16 protein-coding genes are annotated in these 19,382 nt (G+C 68.6%); 11 read left to right on the plus strand and 5 right to left on the minus strand.

Annotation, left to right across the window (positions count from 1 at the left end):
- From RYH80_RS06095 to RYH80_RS06110, 4 genes are all read left to right on the plus strand, one after another.
- Positions 1–798: an ABC transporter permease gene (locus tag RYH80_RS06095; RefSeq protein WP_370902960.1), complete on the plus strand. Its 798-nt coding sequence runs from the start codon at positions 1–3 to the stop codon at positions 796–798.
- Between the two features lie 195 nt (positions 799–993).
- The gene (locus RYH80_RS06100) at positions 994–1,176 is read left to right on the plus strand and encodes a hypothetical protein (protein ID WP_370902961.1); all 183 of its coding nucleotides are present in this window, start codon (positions 994–996) and stop codon (positions 1,174–1,176) included.
- A gap of 98 nt (positions 1,177–1,274) precedes the next feature.
- Complete coding sequence (locus RYH80_RS06105) at positions 1,275–1,511, plus strand: hypothetical protein (RefSeq protein ID WP_370902962.1); 237 nt, start codon at positions 1,275–1,277, stop codon at positions 1,509–1,511.
- 20 nt (positions 1,512–1,531) lie between these two features.
- Positions 1,532–2,380 carry an SAM-dependent methyltransferase gene (locus RYH80_RS06110; RefSeq protein ID WP_370902963.1) on the plus strand — a complete coding sequence of 283 codons (849 nt, stop codon included), beginning with the start codon at positions 1,532–1,534 and terminating at the stop codon, positions 2,378–2,380.
- Between the two features lie 20 nt (positions 2,381–2,400).
- Here the strand turns inward: RYH80_RS06110 and RYH80_RS06115 are convergent, their stop codons facing one another.
- Positions 2,401–3,759, minus strand: a complete 1,359-nt coding sequence (locus RYH80_RS06115; protein WP_370902964.1) for an MATE family efflux transporter — start codon at positions 3,757–3,759, stop codon at positions 2,401–2,403.
- Between the two features lie 123 nt (positions 3,760–3,882).
- Between RYH80_RS06115 and RYH80_RS06120 the strand changes: the two genes are divergently transcribed.
- A complete protein-coding gene (locus tag RYH80_RS06120) occupies positions 3,883–6,249 on the plus strand; it encodes a thermonuclease family protein (RefSeq protein WP_370902965.1) in 2,367 nt (788 codons plus the stop codon).
- 12 nt (positions 6,250–6,261) lie between these two features.
- Here the strand turns inward: RYH80_RS06120 and RYH80_RS06125 are convergent, their stop codons facing one another.
- Positions 6,262–7,089, minus strand: a complete 828-nt coding sequence (locus RYH80_RS06125) for an RIO1 family regulatory kinase/ATPase domain-containing protein (protein ID WP_370902966.1) — start codon at positions 7,087–7,089, stop codon at positions 6,262–6,264.
- A 170-nt stretch (positions 7,090–7,259) separates the two neighbouring features.
- On the opposite strand from RYH80_RS06125, the gene RYH80_RS06130 reads away from it, so the two are divergent.
- The gene (locus RYH80_RS06130) at positions 7,260–9,320 is read left to right on the plus strand and encodes an ABC transporter ATP-binding protein (RefSeq protein ID WP_370902967.1); all 2,061 of its coding nucleotides are present in this window, start codon (positions 7,260–7,262) and stop codon (positions 9,318–9,320) included.
- A gap of 109 nt (positions 9,321–9,429) precedes the next feature.
- On the opposite strand, the gene RYH80_RS06135 is transcribed toward RYH80_RS06130, so the two are convergent.
- Positions 9,430–9,687 carry a glutaredoxin family protein gene (locus RYH80_RS06135; protein ID WP_370902968.1) on the minus strand — a complete coding sequence of 86 codons (258 nt, stop codon included), beginning with the start codon at positions 9,685–9,687 and terminating at the stop codon, positions 9,430–9,432.
- Between the two features lie 359 nt (positions 9,688–10,046).
- On the opposite strand from RYH80_RS06135, the gene RYH80_RS06140 reads away from it, so the two are divergent.
- The gene (locus RYH80_RS06140) at positions 10,047–11,882 is read left to right on the plus strand and encodes a M3 family oligoendopeptidase (RefSeq protein WP_370902969.1); all 1,836 of its coding nucleotides are present in this window, start codon (positions 10,047–10,049) and stop codon (positions 11,880–11,882) included.
- Between the two features lie 7 nt (positions 11,883–11,889).
- Here RYH80_RS06140 and RYH80_RS06145 read toward each other — a convergent pair whose 3' ends face one another.
- Together RYH80_RS06145 and lonB are read right to left on the minus strand one after the other, a co-directional pair.
- Entirely contained in the window at positions 11,890–13,560 is a 1,671-nt protein-coding gene (locus RYH80_RS06145) for a CPBP family glutamic-type intramembrane protease (protein ID WP_370902970.1), read from the minus strand.
- Between the two features lie 31 nt (positions 13,561–13,591).
- On the minus strand, positions 13,592–15,688 hold the full coding sequence (lonB, locus tag RYH80_RS06150; RefSeq protein WP_370902971.1) for an ATP-dependent protease LonB: 2,097 nt from the start codon (positions 15,686–15,688) through the stop codon (positions 13,592–13,594).
- Between the two features lie 169 nt (positions 15,689–15,857).
- Between lonB and RYH80_RS06155 the strand changes: the two genes are divergently transcribed.
- The 4 genes from RYH80_RS06155 to RYH80_RS06170 all read left to right on the plus strand — a co-directional run bounded on the left by RYH80_RS06155 (position 15,858) and on the right by RYH80_RS06170 (position 19,356).
- The gene (locus RYH80_RS06155) at positions 15,858–16,373 is read left to right on the plus strand and encodes a nicotinamide-nucleotide adenylyltransferase (protein WP_370902972.1); all 516 of its coding nucleotides are present in this window, start codon (positions 15,858–15,860) and stop codon (positions 16,371–16,373) included.
- Between the two features lie 101 nt (positions 16,374–16,474).
- Complete coding sequence (ubaA, locus tag RYH80_RS06160; protein ID WP_370902973.1) at positions 16,475–17,290, plus strand: SAMP-activating enzyme E1; 816 nt, start codon at positions 16,475–16,477, stop codon at positions 17,288–17,290.
- 218 nt (positions 17,291–17,508) lie between these two features.
- Positions 17,509–17,943: a PaaI family thioesterase gene (locus tag RYH80_RS06165; protein ID WP_370902974.1), complete on the plus strand. Its 435-nt coding sequence runs from the start codon at positions 17,509–17,511 to the stop codon at positions 17,941–17,943.
- 132 nt (positions 17,944–18,075) lie between these two features.
- Positions 18,076–19,356 carry a cytochrome P450 gene (locus RYH80_RS06170; protein WP_370902975.1) on the plus strand — a complete coding sequence of 427 codons (1,281 nt, stop codon included), beginning with the start codon at positions 18,076–18,078 and terminating at the stop codon, positions 19,354–19,356.
- Positions 19,357–19,382 lie beyond the last annotated feature (26 nt).

Consider the following 19,382-nt stretch of genomic DNA (forward strand, 5'->3'; position numbering starts at 1 on the left):
ATGACCCGATCAGAGTCTGGACACTCGGGTTCGCTGTGGCTGTTGTTCCGTACGATCTCGCAGAAGGCGATCGTCACGATGGTTCGGTACCCAGTCGACACGGCTTCGCAGTTCGTCGGGTTGTTCGTTCTGTTCCTGTTGGTCTTCTTCGGCGGTACCGCAGTCGGTGGTCAGCAGTTCTCGGACAGTCTCGAAGGGGTCGTGATCGGATTCTTCCTCTTCACCGTCGCCTCGGGGGCGTACGCCGGTGTGGCGAACAGTGTCTCCACCGAGTCCGAGTGGGGGACACTGGAACGCCTCTACATCTCTCCGTACCGGTTCGGTACGGTCGTCGCCGTGGATGCACTGGTAAACGTCGTGATCAGTGTCCTCTGGGCCGTCGTGCTGTTGGTCCTGATGATGGGAGTCACCGGTCGGTGGCTCAGCGTCGATCCACTCACTGTTGTGCCCTTGTTGGTCGCAACCGTCACACCGGTCTTGGGACTCGGGTTCGCGTTCGGCGGTGCGGCGTTGGTGTACAAACGAATCGAGAGCGTGTTCCAGTTGGTGCAGTTCGCGTTCGTCGCACTCATCGCTGCACCGGTCGGTGAAGTCTGGATACTCCGACTGTTACCCGCCTCACACGGAGCCTACCTCACCCGCCGAGCGATCGAGTCGAACCGCAGTCTACTCGAGTTTCCATCCGGGGAGATCGCGCTCGTCTTCACGACTGCGATCGTCTACTTCACCGTGGGTTACTACGTGTTCGTGCGTGCGACGACGGTCGCCCGTAGTCGCGGTGTGATGGGACACTACTGACGGCACACGCCGCTCCCGTCGGCCGGAAACCCGTCTCTCATCCGTTGCTCGGCGGACTCCCCGTCGTCAGACACGCCCACCCGGTGAATTCGTCCTCCCGAGTACTATAATGTAAATTATGTAAAAGTCTAATACGTTCTACAGTAATTGTACCGTGTGCACGTCCAAAGCACACGTGATGTGATTCACAGGAGCATGGAGAGCGAACAGTTCGTGCAGGCGTTGCAGCACGGGGACCCCGACCTCGACAACCTCGATCTGTCCGAGGAGGAGAAAGACGCGATCCGCTCCGACGACGACAGCGACATTCAGGAGTTGATCGGGACGATCAAGTCCGACGTCCTCGTCGCGGTCGTAGTCACGATCGCCCGAGCATAGAGGGAGCAACCCCCTTGTCCATCTTGTATATGTACATTTATGTCTCTCCGACAAATATGCGTTAACTACAAGTAGATATAACACACACTGAGGAATACATGTCAGAAGCTTCTGACATTCAGACGGTGTTGGACCGATCTATGAACGACGAGAAGTTCCTCCAACAGTTCAACTCGGATCCAGAAGCTGCTCTCGCCGAGATGGACGTGAGCGAAGAGGCCGAGGAGAGCCTGAAGGCGGAGGAAGACGGGAGTATCTACGACTACCTCGACTCGCTCAATATGGCAACCGTGTACACGATCACGATCACCTACGTCTCGAGAAAGCGGGACTGACTGAACAGATTCTCGTTATCATGGACGGCTTCGACAACCCGGTAGACATCTACATCGTCGGGACTGGCATGGTGGGGTACCGGCAGATGACCGAAGAGGCGGAGGCTGCGCTCCGAAACTCGGAGACGGCGTACTTGATCCACTACCAGAAGGTGGTCGCCGACTACGTCGAGGACACCGTCGCGTCCGAACTGGGCGACGTGTCTGGAGAACTGATACAGTTGACCGACGAGTACCAGGAAGACGAGGACCGAGCGAACACGTACGAGCGCATGGCGGCACGGGTTATGGATGGTGCCGAAGCGGCGGACAACCCAGTCTGTCTCGCACTGTACGGACATCCGAACGTCTTCGTCTCGCCGACCGAGTGGATCGCCGATGAGGCCGAGGAAAGAAACATGAACGTCGACATCCGTCCCGGCGTCTCGTCGATGGATGCGTTGTACAGTGATCTGATGTTGGACCCGTCACGGAACGGGATTCAGATGTTCGAGGCGACGGACCTCCTGATCCGCGAGTTCGATCTCAACCCGCACGTACCGGCGTTCATCTGGCAGATCGGCACTCTTGAGACGGTGCTGTACACGACCGCGGACAGTAGTCCGGAACGGTTCGAGCGGTTCAGAGAGTACCTCGAACGCTTCTACCCGTCCGACCACACCGTGTACATCTGTCAGACAGCAGTGTACCCGACGACACAGTCGAAACAGATCCCCGTCGAGATCGGTGACTTCGAGGAGAAACACGACGAGATCAACGGGGTGCAGACGCTGTACGTCCCCCCGGTAGAGCGGAAGGAGGTCGTGAACGAGGAGTTGGAAGAACAAGTCGTCTCCTCGGACCACTTGGAGACGATCACCGAGAACTGAACGACTGGACGGTCACTCGATCAGGTTCCTCGTTCCGCCATCATGTCGGCTGCGCGATCGGCCCAGCCGGTGTACCGGAAGCCGGCGACGACGACGAGCGTCATCCAGACGTAGTGGAGCCCGACGGCGAGGTACGCCCCCGTCGGGCCGAGTCCGGCGACGACACCGAGCAGGTAGGTGCCGCCGAGTAGGACTCCGAACACGCCCGAGAGCCGCGCGACCAGCGGGACGCGCGTCTCGCTGGCGCCCTGGAGCGCCCCCGACAGGACGACGTAGGCGACGAGGAACACCCCGGTAGCGCCGTACACCCGGGCGAACGCGACGGCGTACGGGACCGTCGACGGGTCGTCGGTGAACACGCGGACGAACGCCGGGGCGAGCCCGACGAGCGCGAAGCCGACGACGCCGACGGTCGCCAGCCCGAGCCCGGTGGTGGCGTACCCCTCGTACAGCGCGCGGTCCGGGTCGCCGTCACCCAGCGCCTGGCCGACGACGACGGAGCTGGCGACGTTGTAGCCGCGCGAGAGCGGACTCGTCACCTGTTGGTACATCCGTCGCCCGATCTGGAACCCGGCGTTGACCGGCGTCCCGAAGCCGAGCAGCAGCGAGTTGAACGGGAACTCGGCCAGCGTGGCGGCGAACCCCTCGACGACGCGCGGGGCGGAGACGCGGACGAGTTGCCGAGCGATCACCGGGTCGCGTGGCCGGACGAGGGAGGCGTCCGACCAGTCCGTCCACATCGCGGCGAGCAACAGCGTCGCCGTCAACCCGTTACCCACCGCCGTCGCCAGCCCGACGCCGAGGACGCCGAGTCGGGGGGCGCCGAACAGTCCTAGCCCGAACACGACGGAGCCGGCGATGTTGAGCGCGTTCGAGAGCACGTTGACGTACATCGGGGTGCGTGTGTCGCCGGTCCCCTGGAGCGAGCGCGCGCCGATCAGGGCGACGTGACGGGCCGGTGCGGTGGCGAAGACGATCGCGAGGTACGTCCCGCCGAGCGCGGCGGTCGCCGGCGACGCGCCGAGCACCGCCAGCAGTCGGTCCCCGAACAGCCAGCCGATCGCGACGAAGGGGAGTCCGGCGAGGATTCCCGTCAGGATCGCCTGTGTGACCGCCTCGTCGCGGTTGGCGACGGCGTCGGCGCCGGTGTCCTGACTCGACAGGGCGATGGCGCCGCCGCCGAGCCCGAGTCCGATCCGTAGCGGGAACCGGGCGTACAGGTCCGCCAGCCCGATGGCGACGACAGCCGCGGGGGAGAACTGCGCCGTGACGATCACGTCCGTCGTCCGCATCCCGGTCCGGAACACCTGCTCGGTCGAGACCGGCCACGACAGCGAGAGGACGCGCCGCCACACCCCGAACAGCCGACGCCAGTCCATACCCACGGCTGGGTGGGGTGACGGTTCTAGGTGACGGAATCGGAACCTCGTCGACGCACCGACGACCTCGGCGAGTGATTCCGAACGACCTTTGAGCGGCCTCTCCGTGACGCGACACGTCACATGGACAGACGCACGTTCCTGCGGCGCACCGGCGCGGCCGGTGTCGTCGGATCGGGACTCGCGGGGGGCGCGGCGGCGGAGTCGACACGGACGACAGAGGGACAGGCGGCGACACGGACGACGACGGCGGGGAGCCGGGGGACTGCGACCGACACCCTCGGGCCGCTGTTGTTCGACTCGACGTGTAGCCTGTTGAACGCCGACGGGGAGCCGTTGACGAACGACGAGTACGTCCCGGTGCGGGCCGCGGAGACCGCCCGGGTGACCGACGAGGACGGCGACGGCGACGCCACCAGCTACGAGGACAGCGGCGTCGCCCCGGCGCTGGCGGCCGTCGACGGCGGCGTGTTCGGCATCGGCGCCCCGTTCGTCGCCGACGCGGACGCGGAGTGGGGCAACGAGGAGTTCCTGCGGAACGTCTGGGACGAGCTCGCGGGCGAGGGGACGATCCTCTGGGACGAGGGCCACGAGCAGTTCTACACCCTCGACGAGTTCGCCGCGTTCCGCGGCTACGTCGAGTCCGGCCCGTACACGGTCACACCGACGACCGACCTGCAGGCGAACCTCGACGGCGCCGCCGGGATCGTGATCACCTCGCCGTCGGCCGCGTTCACCGACGCGGAACTCGACGCGCTGGCGTCGTTCGTCGCCGACGGCGGGGCGGTGTTCCTCCACAGCCAGTCGGACTACAACGACTTCGACGAGACGGACAACGTCAACGAGATCGCGGCGGCACTCGACGCCCCGTTCCGGTTCGACGACTGTCAGGTCGCCGACGACGAGTCGAACGGTGGGTCCTTCTTCCAACCGACGACGACGAACGTCGACACGAGCTTCCCGTTCTTCGAGCCGCGCGAGGGGCGCGCGACGGGACCGGAGTTCTCCTTCGACGAGGAGTACACGGCGACGATCACGGACGTTGCCGACGGGGACACCTTCACCGTCCAGTTCGAGAGTGGGGCCACCGAGGACGTCCGCGTGCTCGGCGTGGACACGCCGGAGACGCCCGCGAACGCCGACGCCGAGAACCCCCACGAGTGGGAGGGCCTGGGCGATCAGGCGTCGAGTCCAGAACAGGACGGCGACTACCCGTACCTCTCGGCGGAGGGGGCCGAGGCTTCCGAGTTCGCGATCGGGGAGTTGGCCGACGCGACGGTGACGCTCACCTTCGACGAGAACGAGGGGATCGAAGACCCGTTCGGGCGTATCCTCGCGTACGCCCACTACGACGCCGACGGCTCCGGGTCGCGCGACACGCTGTGGGCTCGTCGGCTGCTGGAGGAGGGGTACGCCCGCGTGTACGACTCCGGGCTGGCGCGCCACGACGAGTTGCTCCAGACGGAGTTGACCGCCCGGGCGGAGGGACGCGGCCTGTGGGCCGAGAGCGACCCGGACGCCTCGCGGACGGTACGTGACGGGGCCGTCGAGAGTCTGTACCTCCCGAACGCGGTGCCGGTGGAGTCGTTCGGCGGCGAGTTACCCGACGAGCGCGTGGCGGTCCGCGCCGGCGAGAGCGCCTCGGAGCCGGGGGCACCGTTGGTCGCCGTCGACCCGGACAACCGGCTGGCGCTCGTCGGCGCGCCGCCGGTCGAGGACGACCACGTCGACGAGGTGTTCGACGGGGAGCGGGACGCCTACGACAACGAGACGTTCCTCACGAACCTGGCGACGGCGCTGGCGGACCGCGACGGCGACGTGTTGTGGGACGGGGGCCACGGCCAGTTCGGCAACGACCCCGGCGAGTCCGTCGAGGGTGTCGCCCACTACCAGCGGTTCCTCGAGGGCGTCGACGTGGGGCTCGAACAGGTCAACGACTACGAGCTGGACGGCGGGCTGGATGGCTCGCTGCTCGCTCGTGGCCGCGCGTTGGTCGTCACGCCGCCCTCGCGGGCGTTCACCCCGGCAGAACGCGAGGCGGTGACGGCGTTCCGCGACGCGGGCGGCGCGGTGATCCTCGTCGGCACCGCCGAGCACACGGAGGCGACGAGCACCGTCAACGGGTTGGCGGCGGCGCTCGGCTCGGACCTCTCGTTCGGCCGGACGGGCGTGACGGACCCAGACGCGAACCGCGGGGAGCCGTCCCAGCTCGTCACCGACGCCTTCGGCGAGTCGTTCGGGCTGTTCGCGTCCGTCGCGGACGGTGACCCGACGCTCCAGGCGGAGACGCCGACGCCGACCGCCACCGAGGCGTCGGCTACCGAGACGGAGACGAGTGCGGGCGGTGAGGACGCAGGCGAGGCGACCGCGACGAGCACGTCCGCGCCCGGGCTGGGGACACTCTCCGGTGTGGCCGGGCTCCTCGGCGGCGGGCTGTACGCGCTCCGCAGTGCCGTCGGCGAGGACGGCGACGACTCGGAGAGCGAGTGACCGCGGAGCTCGTCACTCTCCGTCGTCGCCGCGCTTGTCGATCTCGCCGCGGAGAGCGGTGGCGTCGAAGGTGTGGTCCGGGCGCACGTCGACGAACCCGAGGTACTCGCGGGCACCCAGCAGGTCCGCGGCCGGGTACGCGGTCGCGGCGGCCGCGACGGCCTCGCGAGCCCCGACCAGCGGCTCCAGCGCGGCGAGGGCACACGCCAGGTCGTACTGGCGGCTGGAATCGCGGGCGTCGGCGTAACTCGCCGCCTGCTCCTCGCGGACGCTCGTCGCGTCGATGAAGTAGAGGTCGTCGTCGACCACCAACACGTTCTCGGCTCGGAGGTCGCCGTGTGCGAGGCCGTCCTCGTGTAACAGCGCCAACTCCTCGAACAGTCGTGGTGCCAGCGCCGTCGTACGCTCGGCGGGCACCTCGTCCAGCGGCGCGAACCCCTCCAGGTAGTCGAGCACCAGGACCCCGAGGCCGTCGATCTCCAACGCCTCCACGGGTTCGGGTGCGTTCACACCCACCTCGCGCATCCGTTCGGTCGCCGCCAGTTCGTGTTCGGCCATCTCGTAGGGTGTGTCGAAGTGGTCGAAGAACCCCTCCGTGCCGGCGGTGACGGCCCCGAGGTTCCGGCCGGTCGTGAAGACGGCGTGGACCAGCGAGTTCTGGCGCGTGATCACCTTCACGAAGTAGCGGTCGTCGAGGACGAACGGCGTCGACAACCAGTTGTCCGCCTCGAGAAAGCGGACGTGTGCCGTCTCGCGTCCGTAGCGGGCGGCCAACTCCCGGACCACCGTCTCCAGACGGTCCCACGAGACGTTCCCACGCACGAGGCGTCTGACGACCATCTCGTCGGACAGTGGGTCGGCGACAGTCATAAAGGGTCGCTCGGCGACGGGCGCTGCGCGAGTGGGCCGCTCGGCGACGGGCACTGCGCGAGTGGGTCGCTCGGCGACGGGCGCTCCGGGAGCACCCGCTTTCCGGGAGTACAAGTCACTCGGCCCACTCGTCGGTACCGATGGGAACGGCCGAAGACGAGACGAGCGTGTTCGAGGAGTACCGCGACCGCGTGGACCGCCCACTCGCGCGACTGTTCCGCGAGTACGGGTCGCCGGAGATCCACTGGCTGATCGTCGGGATGGTCGCGAACGTGTTGGCACGGGCCTCGAGCCTGCTCCCGCCGGTCGTGCTCGGGGTCGCGATCGACGCGGTGTTCCTCGACCGGACGGGGTACTCGCTGTTGTTCCTCCCCGACCGGTTCGTCCCGGCCGGTGAGACCGCGCAGTTCTGGTTCTCCGTCCAGTTGATCGTCGCCGCCTTCGTCGCGACGGCCGTGTTGACGTGGGTGTACGGCGTCGCCGCCAACAACTTCGCCCACGGCGTGATGCACGCGGTTCGGGTGGACTCCTTCGAGAAGATGCAGTCGCTCGACATGTGGTTCTTCGACGGGAAACAGACCGGCGAGGTGATGTCCGTCCTCAACAACGACACCACCAACCTGGAGCGGTTCCTCGACAACGCACTCCAGAACTCCGTCCGGCTGGGCGTGATGGTGATCGGGATCGCGGTCGTGCTCTTCTCGGAGAACGCCCAACTCGCCGCGTTGACGCTCGTCGCGGTCCCGCTGATGGTCGGGTTCACGTGGTGGTTCATGCGGGCCGTCGAGCCGCGGTACACCTCCCAGCGCGAGTCCGTCGGGGACCTCAACACCCGCTTGGAGAACGCGCTCGGCGGGATGCAGTTGATCAAGACCAGCGGGACGGAGTCGTACGAGTCCGACCGCGTCCGAGACGCCTCCTACTCGTACTTCCAGGACACGATGGCGGTGTTGAAGCTCAACTACCTCTACCGGCCCGGGATGGAGTTGTTCGCGGGGCTCGCGTTCGCCACGACGTTCGTCGTCGGCGGGCTGTGGCTGACGACCGGCACCGCGCCGGGGCCGCTGACGGGGACACTCTCGGAGGGGCAGTTCGTGACGTTCCTCTTTCTCACCCAGCGGTTCACCGCCCCGCTGGCGGAGGTGTCGAACATCGTCGACTCCTACGAGAACGCCAAGGCCTCCAGCGAGCGCGTGTTCGGCCTCCAGGACGTCCCGCGTCGGATCACGGACCGCGAAGACGCCGTGGCGCTCGACGACCCGGACGGCCGCGTGGTCTACGACGACGTGTCGTTCGGCTACGAGGACGGCGACCCCGGCGCGCCGGACACGGGCGAGGCGTCGAGCGATGGCGCGTGGGCGGACGGCGGCAGTCCGGGGACCGTGGACGCGGACGGCACGGGAGGCGTGGACGAGACGAGCGGCACAACGGAGACGGACGAGCCCGAGGAGTGGGTGTTGGAGAGCGTGGACTTCACCGCGGAGCCGGGAGACACGGTCGCGTTCGTCGGGCCGACGGGCGCGGGGAAGTCGACGCTGGTGAAGCTGCTGCTCCGGCTGTACGACACGGACACGGGTGCGATCCGGATCGACGGCCACGACGTTCGCGACGTCGAGACGGCGTCGCTCCGGTCGAGTATCGGCTACGTGAGTCAGGACACGTTCCTCTTCGACGGGAGCGTCGCGGACAACGTCCGCTACGGGGAGTTCGACGCCGACCGAGAGGCGGTGGTGGCGGCGTGTGAGGCCGCCGAGGCCGACGAGTTCGTCCGGAACCTCCCCGACGGCTACGACACCCGCATCGGCGAGCGCGGGGTGAAGCTGTCGGGCGGGCAACGCCAGCGGCTCTCCATCGCCCGCACGGTGTTACAGGACCCGGAGATCCTCGTGTTGGACGAGGCGACCTCGGCGGTGGACACGGAGACGGAGCTGTTGATCCAGCGTTCACTGGACCGGCTCGCCGCGGACCGCACCACCTTCGTCATCGCCCACCGCCTGTCGACGATCCGCGACGCCGACACCGTGCTCGTGTTGGAGGACGGGCAGATCGTCGAACGCGGGACGCACGACGACCTGCTGGCCGAGGACGGGCTGTACGCGAAGTTGTGGGGTGTCCAGGCCGGCGAGATCGAGTCGTTGCCGTCGGAGTTCCTGGATCGCGCACGGGAGCGGCGGGCGGAGACGCTGTCCGACGACGACTGACACCGCACGGGCCGGCGTCTCGGCGTCACACGAACCGACGAGGGTCGAAGTAGTGGAGTCGTCGCTCGCAGGTCGTGTCACGTCGAGTCGAGAGTCGCGCGGTGGTCGTCTACGCGGCGCTCTCGCCGTACGTCTCCTCGAGGTACGCCACGATGTCGTCGGACTCGGGCATCCCCTCGACGTCGTGGGCCTCGTCGACGAGTACCGGCACACCGGTCTGGCCGCTGATCTCCTCGACTTCGGTGCGCTCGCCGTGCGAGCGCGGGACCATCACCGACTCGTACTCCAACCCGAGGTCGGCGAGCTTGTTCTTGACCTTCGCACAGTACGGACAGCCTTCCAGTTCGTAGAGGACGAGTTCCGACATCGAACTCACCTACGTGACCGAGCCTATAAAGGCGAACGGGGCTGTGCGGCGGGTGCGGGGTCGCGGTCTCGACGGGGAGCCGCCTCTCCGACTGCAGTGTGCGACCCGTGTGACACCACCACACGCGACCGGTGGGTTCACGTGGTGCGCCGGTCACGGAGAGACAACTGCAGGCGACCGATGACCCGCTCTCTCTCCTGAACGGTCCGCCGTTCACGGCACTCGCACCGCCCACGACCGACTGGACCGGGCGGTGGCGAGAGCGGTCGCCGCCGACGCGTCTCCGGGTTCCCCCCGACGGACCCGACGGCGTCACGAGAGTCGCTCTCACCGCCGCCCCCGCACCACCACAGCCACACGTGAGTCTCCCACCACGAGCCGAGATCGACCCCGAGTACCGCTTCGACCTGACGCGCATCTACGACGACCCCGCGGCGTGGCACCGCGCCGCCGACGCGTTCCGCGAGCGGGTCGCCGACCTCGAGACGACCGCACGCCGAGACTTCGACACACCGGCCGCACTCGGGAGCCTGCTCGACGCGACCGCCGCGTGCTACCGGACGCGCGACAGTCTCCGGTTGTACGCTGCCCTGTACGGCTACGTCCACACGGGCGACGACGCGGCCGCCGACCTCCGGCGCGCGAACCGCGACCTCGACACCGTGTTCGACCCGGCCGTCGCCACGGTCTGTCGCCGCCTCGCCGCCCTCAACGACGAGCGGTTCGAGGCACTCGTCGACGCACTCGACGAGGGCCGCGACGACACCACCGTCGTCCCCACCGACTACCGACCGTACGCCGAGAGTCTCCGGCGTCGAGGCCGTCACACCCGCGAGCCGGCCGTCGAGGAGACGGTGGCGACCGTCGAGGAACCGCTCGGTGCCGCGGAACGGACGATCCGTGCGGTGACGACGGAGGACCTCGATCCCGGCACCGTCGACCGACCGGACGGCACCGAGGCGGAACTCCGGATCGGGAACGTCCAAGACGAACTCCGCGAGCCCGACCGCGACTACCGACGACGAGTGTACGAGACGATCCGGTCCGAACTCGACCGCTTCGAGCACACGCTCACCCGTGCCGTCGGCGAGAAACTGAAGGCTGCCCGGGCGACCGCGACCGTCCGCGGGTACGACTCCCACCGCGCCGCCTCGCTGGCCGCCGACTCGTACCCGCCGACCGGCGTCCAGAGTGCACTCCCGGAGTCGGTCCACGACACGCTCGTCGAGGCGGTCGTCGCCGAACGCGACCCGTACGACCGCGCCCGACGGCTGCGACGGGACCGCCTGGGCGTCGACACGCTCCGTCCGTGGGACACGCGGGTCCCGTTGGTCGACGCAGACCCGACCCCGTCGTACGAGACGGCGACGGATCACGTCCTGACCGCGTTGGAGCCACTCGGCGACGACTACGTCGCCCGCGTTCACGAGATGTTGGACGAGCGGCGCGTCGACGTGTTCCCGACGGCGAACAAGCGGACCGACATCCCGGCGGCGTGCCCCGCCTCGCCGGCCGACGGACCGTACGTGTTGGCCAACTTCCGCGAGGATGTCCGGACGACGTTCTTCCTCGCACACGAACTCGGCCACGCCGCCAACGTCTCCTACCACACCGACGGGCCAACGCGGTACGCGTGCAATCGCGTCCCCGTCTCGGAGGTCCCCTCACTCGTCCACGAACTCCTGCTGGCGGACCACCTGACGACACTCGGCGGCCCGCTGGCCGACGCCGCCCGCGAGCGGCGCGTGGAACTGCTCGGCGGGAACCTCTACCGGAACGCCCGCAGCACCGCCTTCGGCCACCGGCTCGCGGAGATCGTCGCCGACGGAGAGGAACTCACCTCGGACCGCGCCCGCACGGCGAACCGACAGGTGGCCGAGCGCTTCGACCCGGTCGTGGAGCCGCCCGCGGACCGCGACGGCCGCGACTGGTTGGGCGGTGGCCTCCGCGACGCCTACACCGGTCACCAGTACGTGCTCGGTGTTCTCGGTGCGGTGGCGGCCGTCGAGGGACTCGCCGACGGGTCGCTCGCGCCAGCCGACTACCGGACGTTTCTCCGTCACACCGGCCACGACGACGCACTCGCCGCCTTCGAGCGACTCGGAGTCGACCCGACCGAGCGGTCGGCGTACCGCCGTGCCGCCGCGGCGTTCGACGGCGCCGTCGACGAGTTGGCGCGCGTGACCGCCGAGTGAGCGGTCGTCACTCCGCCGGGAGTCGACTCGCCGGCCCCTCGTGGACCACGAACTCCAGCGCGTTCACGAGGTAGTGGGCGACGACGACGGCGAGGAAGCTCCCCGTGAGGACGAACACGCCCGCCAGCACCGCGCCGAGGAGTCCGGTGACGACCATCCCGGCGGTTCCCTGTGCGCTGTGTGCGAGGCCGAACGCGACCGAGGAGGCGACGACGAGCAGCCAGACGGGGACCGCGAACCCCGCCGCGAAGGCCCCCACCAACACCGCGCGGAACAACAACTCCTCGAACAGCGCGATCACCGGCAACACCCCGGCCAACAACAGCCACCACTCGCCACGTGTCGTCGGTGCCAGTGCACCACGGAGCGCCTCCGCCGGATCGATCCCGAACCGCTGGCCCAGTCGTCCGCCGGACTCGCTGGCGACCCACAGGCCGATCCCGGCGACGACGCCGATCGCGAGGTCGAGTCCCGTCGCCACCGGCACCAGTCCCAGCGTCGCCGCCGGCACCCCCGCGAAGACGATGGCCGAGACGAGCAGTCCGGCGAACAACAACTGCGAGCCGGCGACGTTCAACAGGAGGACTCGCGTCGAGAGCTGTCGGCTCCCGACGGTGACGCCGTCCCGCTCCGCCGGGATCGGTGGGTCGAACGCGTCCGTCTCGCCGTCGACCACGGGCCCAGCACCGCCGAACGGAGTGTCGCTCGGCAGCCCGTCACCCACCGGTGTGTCACTCACCGGGGCGTCGCTCACCGGCGTACTGCCGACCGGCCCGTCGCTCACGTCGACACCGGAACGCGACTCGTTCGACGGGACTCGCGTGGAGGTCTCCGGCCGCCGCTCGTCGCTCCCCGTCCGCGGCCGCCTCGTCGACTCGCTCGCCGTCGCGTCCTCCTCGCGGTCCCCCGTCGACTCGCTCGCCGTCGCGTCCTCCTCGCGGTCCCCCGTCGACTCGCCGGTCGAGTTGGGTGGGAACTCCGGATCCCGGTCGTCGTCACCCCACCGGTCGACCGGCGTCCCGCCGTCGTCCGTCCAGCGGTCACGGCTGTCCTCGGGGTCGCGCCAGCGGTCGGCCGGACCAGTCCGGTCGGTCGGTGTCGACCGCGTCGGATCACTGTCGAGTGACGCCCGAGTCGGGTCGTCGTCGAGTGACGCCCGAGTCGGGTCGTCGGCCGCCGGCGCTCGCCGGTCCGCGTCGTCGGACTGCGACGCGTCGGTCGACGCGCCACCGCGTCCGTCTCCACCCGTCGTGTCGACCGGGTCGCGCGTGTCCCCCGTCCGGTCGACTGCAGGGCTCTCTCCCGTGTCGCGCTCGTCGTAGCCGGCCCTCTCGGTCGGCGGACCGGCCGCGTAGTCCTGCGGGTCGGGGTAGTCGGACTCCGAGAGTGTCGTCCGCTCGGTCCCGCCGGGGCCGGACAACGGGTCCGTCGGCTCGTCGCCGGCGAGTCGGTCCCGCAGCACCGCCACGCGACCGCCGGAGTCGTCGTCCATCCGTGGACTGCCGTCGACCTCGGCGGCTGCCGACACGTTCGACCCACCGTCGACCGGTCTCTCCGACGGGTCGTCCAACCGCCCGCTCGGTCCGTCGCCGACCAAGGCGGCAGAGCTCCTGGTGAGTGCGAGTAACAGCCCGAGCAACACGACGACGATCCCGGAGAAAGCGGTCCAACGCGTCACACGACACCTCGCTCGGGAACGGGGAGCGGGGTTACTGCGGGCTCGGACTGGAGGGTCCGGACACGTCGCCCGTGTCTGCGGCCTCCAGCGCGGAGCCGGTGATGTTCTTGAGGCGGTCGACCAGCGAGTCCTTCTCCGCCTCCCCCTCCAGTGCCACGTCGAGCACCTCGGAGATGTGCGAGACGGGGACGATGTCGACCATCTCCTCGTACTCCTCCTCGATCATCACGTCCTGCTCGTTCGCCTGCGGGATGATGACCGTGTCACAGCCGGACTTGGCGGCGGCCTCGATCTTGTGGGTCACCCCACCGACCGGGAGCACGTCGCCGCGCACGGACAGCGACCCCGTCATCGCCAGGTTCTGGTCGACGCCGACACCCTCCAGCGCCGAGATCACGGCCGTCGCGACCGTGATCGACGCCGAGTCACCGTCGACACCCTGCTGTCCCGTCTGGACGAACTGGATGTGGACGTCCTTCTCCGAGAGGTCCTCGTCGGAGAACTTCTTGATGATCGCCGAGACGTTCTGGACGGCCTCCTCGGCCATCTCCTGGAGCTTCCCGGTTGCGATTACCTCCCCCGGCCCGTGGGAGGGTGTGACCTCCGCCATGACCGGGAGCATGATCCCCGAGTCCTCGCCCATCACGGCGAGCCCGTTGACGCGGCCGACCTCGTAGCCGTCCGAGACCTGCAGCTCGTAGTCCTTCCGGCGCTCGATGTAGTCGTCCGCGAGCTGCTGTTCGATGGACCGCGAGCGGCCCTTCGCCTCCAGCACGTGCTCGCGAGTGACCTCCGGCGCGTCGCCGGACCGCGCGATGTCGCCCGCGACGCGGACGAGCCCGCCGAGGTTCCGCAGCTCCAGCGTGAGGTGGCCCTTCCGGCCCGCACGCCGACGCGCCTCGAGGATGATCTCCTCGATGGCGCCGCGGTCGAACTTCGGCAGGCGCCCGTCCTTGTCGGCCTCCTGGGCGACGAAGCGGGCGTACTTCCGGCGCATCTCCGGGGTGTCCTCGATGGTGTCGTCCATGTACACCTCGTAGCCGTACCCCTTGATCCGCGAGCGGAGCGCCGGGTGCATGTTCTCCATCGCGTCGAGGTTCCCGGCCGCGACCATCACGAAGTCCGTCGGTACCGGCTCCGTCTGGACCATCGCCCCCGAGGAGCGCTCGGACTGGCCCGTGATCTGGAACTCACCCTCCTGGATCGCGGTCATCAGCTTCTGCTGGGACCGGATGTCGAGGGTGTTGATCTCGTCGACGAACAACACGCCCTTGTTGGCCTTGTGGATGGCGCCGGCCTCGACGCGGTCGTGGCTCGGCGTCTCCATCCCACCGGACTGGAACGGGTCGTGGCGCACGTCGCCCAGCAGCGCCCCGGCGTGGGCACCCGTGGCGTCCTCGAACGGCGCCGTGGTCTCGTCGGCGGTGTTGACCAGCAGGTTCGGGATCATCGAGTCGCTCCCGCGAGAGCCGTAGCGGAAGGCGAGGTAGATGACGCCGGCCGCGAGAATCCCCAAGAGGACGTTCCCGGCCACGATCAGCGCGTAGCCGAGCACGACGGCGATGATGATCCACATGAGGAAGCTCCGCATCTGGTTGCGCTTGCGGGCCTCCTCCTTGTGGGCCTCCACGATCTGTTCGCCCTTCCCCGACGGCACCGTCCGCACCTTCGGGTTGTTGCCGTCGTCGGGGTTGTGGTACACGAGCACGTCCTGCAGTTCCTCCGGCGGGAGGAGTTCGGACATCGCCTTCGCCAGCATCGACTTCCCGGTCCCGGGCGAGCCGATCATCATCACGTGGCGCCGCTGTTTGGCCGCCTTCATCACCACGTCGCGGGCGTGTTCCTGCCCGATGACCTGGTCGACCAGGCGCTCGGGGACCTGGATGTCGTCCGTCGAGTCGATCTGGAGGCCGCCGAGGAGCCCGTCCTCGGCGTCCTCGTCGATCTCGGCGTCGATCTCGACGTCGCTGCCGAGGTCCTCGATGTCCGCGTCCTCGTCGGAGGGCGTGTTCGAGGTGCCGACCGACGGGTCGCCGATCCCGTCGTCGGCCGGCCCACCGACACCGTTCCCGGCTGGGTCGTCGACGATGTGGGGGTCCTCCCGACCGTCGTCGTTGTCGTTGCTCATAGAACGTTCCGTACTGTGTGAGTAGTGCCGTGAACTGATATACTTTCTCCCGACTCGCACTGGTCGCTCCCGACCGAAATCCGACGGTAGCGGCGCTCTCTGCCGAGTCGCTCGCGGCCGCTCGATGCCGCCGTACTTATAAATCGTCGGCGGGAACCGTCCGGGCACGATGCGGGGGTTCTACATCGGCCGCTTCCAGCCGTACCACGACGGACACCACCAGATGGTCGCGGAGATCGCGGACGAGGTCGACGAGTTGGTGTTGGGAATCGGCTCGGCGGGGGAGTCGCACACGCAGCGGAACCCCTTCACCGCGGGCGAGCGGATCATGATGGTGACGAAGGCAGTCGCGGAGTTCGACGTGACGAGTTACGCCGTCCCGATCGAAGACCTGGACCGCAACGCCGTCTGGGTGAGTCACGTCCGGTCGATGTGTCCCCAGTTCGAGGTGGCGTACTCCAACAACCCGTTGGTGGTGCGTCTGTTCCGCGAGGCGGGCGTGGAGGTCCGGACGACCCCGATGTTCGACCGCGACGTGTTGGAGGGGACGGAACTCCGCTCGCGGATGGTGGCCGGCGACGACTGGCGGGAACACGTCCCCGATCCCGTGGTCGACGTGATCGAGGAGGTGGACGGCCCCGCACGGATGCGGCAGGTCGCCGACACGGACGCGAACGGGCACTAGACGGCTCGTGACGACTGCTCTGAGGGAGACGACCCGGGCGACTCGGATCACCCCGCCACGACCCCGGACGGTTTATTCGCCTCGCCCGCCGAGCGGGTTGCGTGAGCGACCTCGCACTCGACGCGACGCAACTCGACCGCTACAGCCGCCACGTCATCATGGACGAGGTCGGGCCGGCGGGGCAGGCGGCGTTGCTGGACGCCGCGGTGCTCGTCGTCGGCGCCGGCGGCCTGGGCTCGCCGGTGATCCAGTACCTCGCGGCCGCGGGCGTCGGCAGGCTCGGGATCGCGGACGACGACGTCGTCGAACGGTCGAACCTCCAGCGACAGGTGGTCCACGCCGACGCCGACGTGGGCCGCTCGAAGACGGCCTCGGCGGCCGCGTTCGTCCGCGATCTCAACCCCGACGTGACCGTCGTGGAACACGAGACGCGGGTCGACACCGACACCGTCGAGGACCTGCTGGCCGACTACGACCTGGTGGTCGACGCCAGCGACAACTTCCGGACGCGGTACGTCCTCAACGACGCCGCGCGGCTCCGGTCGCTCCCGGTCGTCCACGGCGCGATCTACCGCTTCGAGGGACAGGTGACGACGCTCCACCCGGCGGGGCCGTGTTACCGGTGTCTGTTCCCGTCCGCGCCGGAGCCGGGCGAGGTGCCGAACTGTGCGGAGACGGGTGTGTTGGGTGTCCTCCCCGGTGTCGTCGGCTCGCTCCAGGCGACGGAGGCGGTGAAGCTGCTCGTCGACCACGGCGACCCGCTCGTCGGCCGGCTCCTCTTCTACGACGCCGCCGACCTGACGACCGAGACGGTCGCCTACGAGCACAACCCGGACTGTCCCGTCTGTGGCGACGACCCAGTCGCGTCGCTGGACGAGTTCGCGTACGACGACCGCTGTCGACTCGTCGCGGAGTGAGTGTCGGCGTCACCCGCGAGTCGTCCCTCCGCGTCACCCGCGAGTCGTCCGTCTCCGTCGTCGCCCCGGGGGGACCTCGACACCTCCGGCGCGACGGCGTCCCCACTCGCGCCGACCGGAACCGCCCGACATTTCCGCCGGCCGCTCCGACGTGAGGCCGTGAGACCGAGTCACGTTCCAGAGGCCGTCGCCGGCGACGAGACGCGAGGTGAGCGGCGGTGAGTGTCGCGGCGCTGTTGAACGACCTCCCGTTCGTCCAGCACATGGGCATCGAGGTCGTCGAGGCAGCCGACGGCCACGCGGTCGCCGAACTCGAACTGGCGGAGGAACACACGACGGTCCCCTCCGGACCCGTCGCACACGGCGGGGTCGCGTACGCGCTGGCCGACACCGTCGGCGGCGCGGCGGTGATCTCCCTCCACCACCGACCGACGCCGACGGTCGACATGCGGATCGACTACCACGCCCCCGCGACCGACGACCTGCGCGCGGAGGCGGACGTGGTCCGGGACGGCGGGAGCGTCGCCAGCGCGGACGTGCGCGTCGAGAGCGTCGACGGGACCCACGTCGCCAGCGCTCGCGGCGTGTTCAAGACCGGCGGCAGCGACGACGGCGGCCCGTGGGGTGCCCGCGAGGACCGTGACCTGGAGTAGTGCCCCCACCCCGCGGCGGTACGCACTCGACACTCCCCTCTAGATTCGGACACGACGGTGGTGAGAACCCTACTTCCGACTATCTTCCGTAGTTTCCAAAATACTATCAGTTGTGTGATCCGACTCGGCCCCATGTCGACGGGAGACCAACGACCGCCGGTCGTGGGGACGCTCGCCGAGTACAGCGAGGCCCCCTTCGAGCGGCGCTGGGAGTGGAGCGACGGTGAAGACGTGGTCACGATGACGGGGCCCGAGGAGAACCACCACCTCGTCGTCCACCCGGACTACGTCCGGCGCGTGCTGTTGGAGGACGACGACCAGTACGTGAAGTACGGCGCGTACGACTCCGTGTTCGGGAACGGACTGGTGAACGTCTACGGGGAGGAGTGGCGTGCCCAACGAGGCGCGATGCAGCCCGCGTTCACGCCCGACCGCGTGATCTCGTACTGCGAGACGATCCAGGACGTGGTCCGACCGGCAGTCGAAGCCCGGTCCGACGGGGAGGTCGTCGACGTGCGCGAGTTGATGACCGACCTGACGATGGAGGTGATGTTGGAGACGCTGTTCGGCGGGACGACCGACGAGGAGGGTGCGATCGGACGCGCGGCAGAACGGATCAACGAGTGGTTCATGGAGTCCGCCACCGCCGGCTCCGTCCCGGAGTCCGTCGAGTCGAACTTCGACCAGGGACTCGCGGAGATGACGGAGTTGATCGAGGGGATGATCGAAGACCGCGACGGTGACGCCGACAGCGAGGACCTCCTCTCGATGCTGGTCGCGATGGGACCCGACCACGAGGCGTCGTACACGGACGAGCGCATCCGCGACGAGATGATCACGCTGCTGTTCGCGGCCCACGAGACGACCGCGCTCACGCTGGCGTACACGCTCTACCTGCTGGCGGACGCACCCGACGTGGTCGACCGCCTCCAGACGGAACTGGACGACGTGTTGGACGGCGCGTTCCCCGGCCCCGAGCACGTCCGGGAACTGTCGTACACCGAGCAGGTGATCGACGAGGCGATGCGAATCTACTCGCCGGCCCACTCGCTGTTCCGGGAGGCGACGGCGGACGTGGAGATCGGCCCCTACGAGATCCCCGAGGGTGACGTGGTGTACCTCCCACAGTGTGTGATCCACAGAGACGACCGCTGGTGGGACGATCCCGAGACGTTCCGGCCCGAGCGGTTCGCGGGCGACGACGACAGACACCCGTTCGCGTACTTCCCGTTCGGAGCCGGCCCCCGCCGCTGTATCGGCGAGCGGTTCGCACGGGCAGAGGCGAAACTCGTCGTCGCGGCGTTCGCCGACGCCTTCACGTTCGACCGCGTCACCGAGGAGTTCGAGATGCTCGCCAGCCTGACGGCGGTCCCGGACCGACCGCTCGAACTCCGGTTCCGAGACCGAGCCTGACCGCCGCGTCGCGAGTCGCTCCCACG

This window comes from Halobaculum sp. MBLA0147, assembly GCF_041361345.1.
In the GTDB taxonomy this organism is placed as follows: Archaea; Halobacteriota; Halobacteria; order Halobacteriales; family Haloferacaceae; genus JAHENP01.